The organism is Actinomyces sp. MRS3W (assembly GCF_032465695.1).
Classification (GTDB): domain Bacteria; phylum Actinomycetota; class Actinomycetes; order Actinomycetales; family Actinomycetaceae; genus Actinomyces.
Genome location: NZ_JAWDJJ010000338.1, coordinates 1 through 4,425, shown reverse-complemented (window position 1 = coordinate 4,425; position 4,425 = coordinate 1). Strand labels below are relative to the sequence as shown.

General features: G+C 70.6%; 5 protein-coding genes. 1 reads left to right on the top strand and 4 read right to left on the bottom strand.

What is annotated here, in order from left to right:
* A partial coding sequence (gene holA, locus RWX45_RS12855) for a DNA polymerase III subunit delta (protein WP_316024112.1) occupies positions 1–1,009 on the top strand: 1,009 nt, incomplete at its 5' end.
* 48 nt (positions 1,010–1,057) lie between these two features.
* On the opposite strand, the gene ribH is transcribed toward holA, so the two are convergent.
* The 4 genes from ribH to ribD all read right to left on the bottom strand — a co-directional run.
* Entirely contained in the window at positions 1,058–1,534 is a 477-nt protein-coding gene (ribH, locus tag RWX45_RS12850) for a 6,7-dimethyl-8-ribityllumazine synthase (protein WP_316024111.1), read from the bottom strand.
* Complete coding sequence (locus RWX45_RS12845) at positions 1,531–2,907, bottom strand: bifunctional 3,4-dihydroxy-2-butanone-4-phosphate synthase/GTP cyclohydrolase II (RefSeq protein WP_316024110.1); 1,377 nt, start codon at positions 2,905–2,907, stop codon at positions 1,531–1,533. The genes ribH and RWX45_RS12845 overlap by 4 nt, the downstream gene beginning before the upstream one ends.
* The gene (locus tag RWX45_RS12840) at positions 2,904–3,533 is read right to left on the bottom strand and encodes a riboflavin synthase (protein WP_316024109.1); all 630 of its coding nucleotides are present in this window, start codon (positions 3,531–3,533) and stop codon (positions 2,904–2,906) included. Before RWX45_RS12840 ends, RWX45_RS12845 begins: the two co-directional genes overlap by 4 nt.
* Positions 3,533–4,425 (bottom strand): bifunctional diaminohydroxyphosphoribosylaminopyrimidine deaminase/5-amino-6-(5-phosphoribosylamino)uracil reductase RibD (gene ribD / locus RWX45_RS12835; protein WP_316024108.1); only part of this gene is annotated, 893 nt, incomplete at its 5' end. The genes ribD and RWX45_RS12840, both read right to left, overlap by 1 nt.

Here is a 4,425-nt window from a genome sequence, read left to right as displayed (position 1 = left end):
CTCCCGCCCCGCGCGCCGCGCCCCTGCAGGCCCCGCCTGGGACGAGGTCGACCTCGCCCCGATTGTCCTCATCCGCGCGGGAGAGGAACTGCTCGCCGACCGGGCGATGACCCGGCTGCTGACACTGGCCCGTGGGCAGGATCCGGCGACCGAGGTCTCCACCGTCCAGGCCGCCACCTACGAGGCCCACCAGCTGGATACGCTGGTGTCCCCCTCCCTGTTCGGGGAGCCCAAGCTCGTGCTCATTCCTGCGCTGGATCAGATGACTGACGCGCTCTTGACCGACCTACTCGCCTACGTCACCGCCCCCGCCCCCGACGTCACCGTCATCCTGCGGCACAACGGTGGCCAACGCGGCAAGCGGCTGCTCGATGCCCTGGCCAAGTCCCCCTACCCGGTGGTCACCATTCAGGCGGTCAAGTCCGCCAAGGACAAGGCCGCGCTCGTCACCGCGGACGTGCGCCGGGCCGGGCGCCGCATGGATGCCGACGCTGTCGGGGCGCTCGTGGACGCGCTGGGCACCGACCTGCGCGAGCTGTGCTCGGCCGCCGAACAGCTCCTTGCCGATACTCAAGGCACCATCACCCTGGAGACCGTCAACACCTACTACGCGGGGCGCTTCGAGGCCACCGGTTTCACCGTCGCCGACGCCGCCGCAGCCGGAAATGTGGCCAAGGCCGTCACCGCGCTGCGCCACGCGCTCGCCACCGGCACCGACCCGGTGCCGATCGTTGCCGCCCTGGCCATGAAGATCCGCCAGCTGGCTCGGGTTGCCGCCCTCGGGGGACGCCGCGGGCTGAGCGCGCGGGATCTGGGCATGGCGCCATGGCAGGCGGAGCGCGCCCGCCGGGAGTTGTCGGGCTGGTCCGACGACGCGCTCGCGGTGGCGATCATGGCGGTTGCCCGCGCCGATGCCGAGGTGAAGGGCGCCTCACGCGACCCGGTCTACGCCGTCGAACGAGCCGTGCTCACCATTTGCGATGCCCGCCGCGGACGCCTGCGGCGCTGAGCTCGCCCTGGTGGCCCGTCCCCGGAAACGGGCCACCAGGTGTGTGAATCAAGCTTGCGTGAAGGAGGCCAGCGTGAGCGCCGTGCTCATGGCCGCGCACGCCGCCTCGTAGCCCTTATCCTCGTCAGCTCCGGGGCCACCGCAGCGGGCGAGCGCCTGAGCCTCGTCGTCGCAGGTGAGCAGACCGAAGCCCACCGGCACCCCCGTGTCGAGGGCGACCCTGCCAAGCCCGTCGGTGGCGGCCCGGCACACATAGTCGAAATGCGGGGTGCTGCCGCGGATCACGACGCCCAGCGCGACGACGGCGTCGGCCCCGCCCCGCGCGGCAGCAGCGGCGAGGATCGGCAGTTCGAAGGAGCCGACCGCCCGTACTACGCGCGCTCGTGCCCCGGCGTCCTCAACGGCGCGCAGCGCCCCTGCGACCAGGCCATCCATGACCCGCTCGTGCCACTGGGCGGCGACGACCGTCACCCTCATGCCCTGCGCGTGTGGTGCGCTCTGCTCGGGTGCCCCGGTTCCGCTCATTGTGCTGCTCCTTCGTCTTCGTTGTCGTGGTGTGCCGGACGGTCACCGGCGTTGGTCTCTTCGAGGTGCTGCCCGGCGAAGGGCGGCGCGGTCCCACCGGAGTCGAGATCCGTGAACAGGTGCCCCATGCGGTCGCGTTTGGTGCGCAGGTAGGTGAGGTTGTCCCCGTTGGCGAAGGTGGGCGTGGCCCGTCGAGCCGACACTGCCACCCCGTAGCGCTCCAGGCCGGCGACCTTGTCCGGATTGTTCGTCATGAGCTCGACCGAACGCACCCCGAGGAAGCGCAGCACCTGGGCGGCGGTGGCGTAGCTGCGCGCATCGGCCGGCAGCCCCAGCGCAATATTGGCATCGAGGGTGTCCAGTCCCTCCTCCTGGAGGGCGTAGGCGCGCAGCTTGTCGATGAGTCCGATGCCGCGCCCCTCATGATCGGAGGCGTAGACGAGCACGCCGCGTCCGCGAGCGCTGATCGCCTCCATGGCCGCGCGCAGCTGGGGCCCGCAGTCGCAGCGCAAGGAGGACAGGACGTCACCGGTCAAGCACGCCGAGTGCACCCGGGTGAGGACATCCTCACCGCCTGTGATATCGCCGCACACGAGTGCGAGGTACTCGGCGCCGTCGATCCTGCTGCGCAGGGCATGAGCGGTGAACTCCCCGTGGGCGGTGGGCAGATAAGCCGTGACGACCTCCTCGACGAGCTCCTCGTGCAGCCACCGGTAGCACTCCAGAGCGCTCACCGAGATCATGGGCATGGAGTGCGCGTCGGCGAAGTCCCGCAACTGGCCGCGGCGCGCCATGGTCCCGTCGTCGTTGACGACCTCGACGAGGACGCCAACCGGCCGCTGACCCGACAGGCGCATGAGGTCGATGGCGGCCTCCGTGTGTCCGCGGCGCGTGAGAACTCCTCCGTCACATGCGCGCAGGGGGAAGACATGGCCAGGATGGACGAGGTCGGCCGGTCCGGAGTCCGGATCCGCCAGAACACGGATCGTGCGTGCACGGTCGGCCGCGCTCACGCCGGTCGTCACCCCGTTGCGAGCGTCGGCGCTCAGCGTGAAAGCAGTTCTCTTGGGATCGGTGTTGTGCTCGGTCATCATGGGGATGCCCAGGCGGTCGAGCTCCCCAGCCGTCGCAGGCACGCAGATGATGCCCGTCGAGTGGCGGATCGCGAAGGCCAGCTGCTCGGCCGTGGCTGTAGCCGCCGGGAAGATGAGGTCCCCCTCGTTTTCCCGGCTCTCGTCGTCGACGACGATGACCATGCGGCCCTGGCTGAGCGCATCGAGAGCGTGTTCGACGGTGTCGAGGCGGAGAGGGGCACTCTCGCTCGGGTGCTGCTCGTGGCGCCCGGTGGTGTGGATGTGATCGAGCATGCTCATGCCGCTCCCTCGCCGGCACTTGTACCCAGGAGCCGCTCGACGTACTTCGACATGACATCGACCTCGAGGTTGACCCGATCGCCCGGCGCCCTCACGCCGAGCGTCGTGCGGTGCAGCGTCTCCGGGATGAGGCCGACGCTCAGCGACGGGGTGTCACCAGGCGCATCGCCGTCGTCGACGTCGACCACGGTGAGAGAGACCCCGTCGACGGCGATGGAGCCCTTGACGGCGACGTAGCGGGCCAGATCCCGAGGCAGGCCGAGGCGCACGAGGTCCCAGTGCTCCCCGTGCCGGCGGTCGATGATTTCCGCGGTGGCGTCGACGTGCCCCTGGACGACGTGTCCGCCGAGGCGGTCGCTGACGCGCAGCGCCCGCTCGAGGTTGACCCGGTCGCCGGTGGCCAGGGTGCCCAAGGTTGTGCGGGCGAGTGTCTCCGCCATGAGGTCGGCGGTGAAGACACCGTCGTGCAGGTCGGCGACGGTCAGGCAGCAGCCGTTGACGGCAATAGAGTCACCCGCCCTCGCGTCCTGAGTCACGGCCGGCGCGTCGACCGCGAGCCGGGCCGAGTCCCCAATGACGTCGAGCCGGACGACCCGTCCGAGCTCCTCAACGATTCCTGTGAACATCAGCGACTCTCCTCGGTATTGGTGGTGGATGGGGCTGTGAATGCGGGGGCGCGGTCCGGGGCGCCGGGGTAGCCGGTCAGGCGGAGGGCGAGTTCGTCGCCCTCGCCGAGAACCGTGACCCGGGGGTTGTGGAGCCGCAGGATGTCGGTAATCGTCGATACCCCGAAGTCGGTGACGGCGGCGGGCCCCGCGCCGAGCAGCGCGGGCGCCACATAGGCGACCACCTCGTCGACGACGCCGGCCCGCAGGAAAGCGGCCGCGAGGGTTGGTCCACCCTCCAGGAGGACGTGACGGATCTCGCGGGAGGCGAGGACTGCGAGAACGGCGTGAGGGTCATGCTCCGGCAGGAGTAGATGGTGATCGTCGGCGAGCACCTGTGCGGTGGCCGGGACGGGCCGTGAGCCGACGACGACGCGCAGCGGCTGGAGGTGGGCCGAAGCCGGCTGCCCTGCCGCATCACGGATGGTGAGGGCCGGGTCATCGGCGAGGACGGTACCGGTTCCCACCATGATGGCGTCGCAGTCGCGGCGCAGGCGGTGCACGTCGTGGCGGGCCGCCGGAGGGGTAATCCATCTGCTCGTCGTGTCAGCGGCGGCGATACGGCCATCAAGGGTTGCCGCGAACTTCCACGTCACCAGGGGACGGCCGGTCGTGACCGCGTGAAGCCACGGTCGGTTGAGGCGGGCGGCCTGCTCGGTGCACAGACCGCGCCGTACGCGAACGCCGGCGGCTGCGAGGGTCGCTGCGCCGCCGCGAGCCTGCGCGGTGGGGTCGTCCATGGCATAGACGACATCGGCGACCCCTGCGTCGATGAGCGCCTGGGCGCACGGACCGGTACGGCCGTGGTGGTTGCAGGGCTCGAGTGTGACAACGGCGGTGGCTCCGCGCGCGC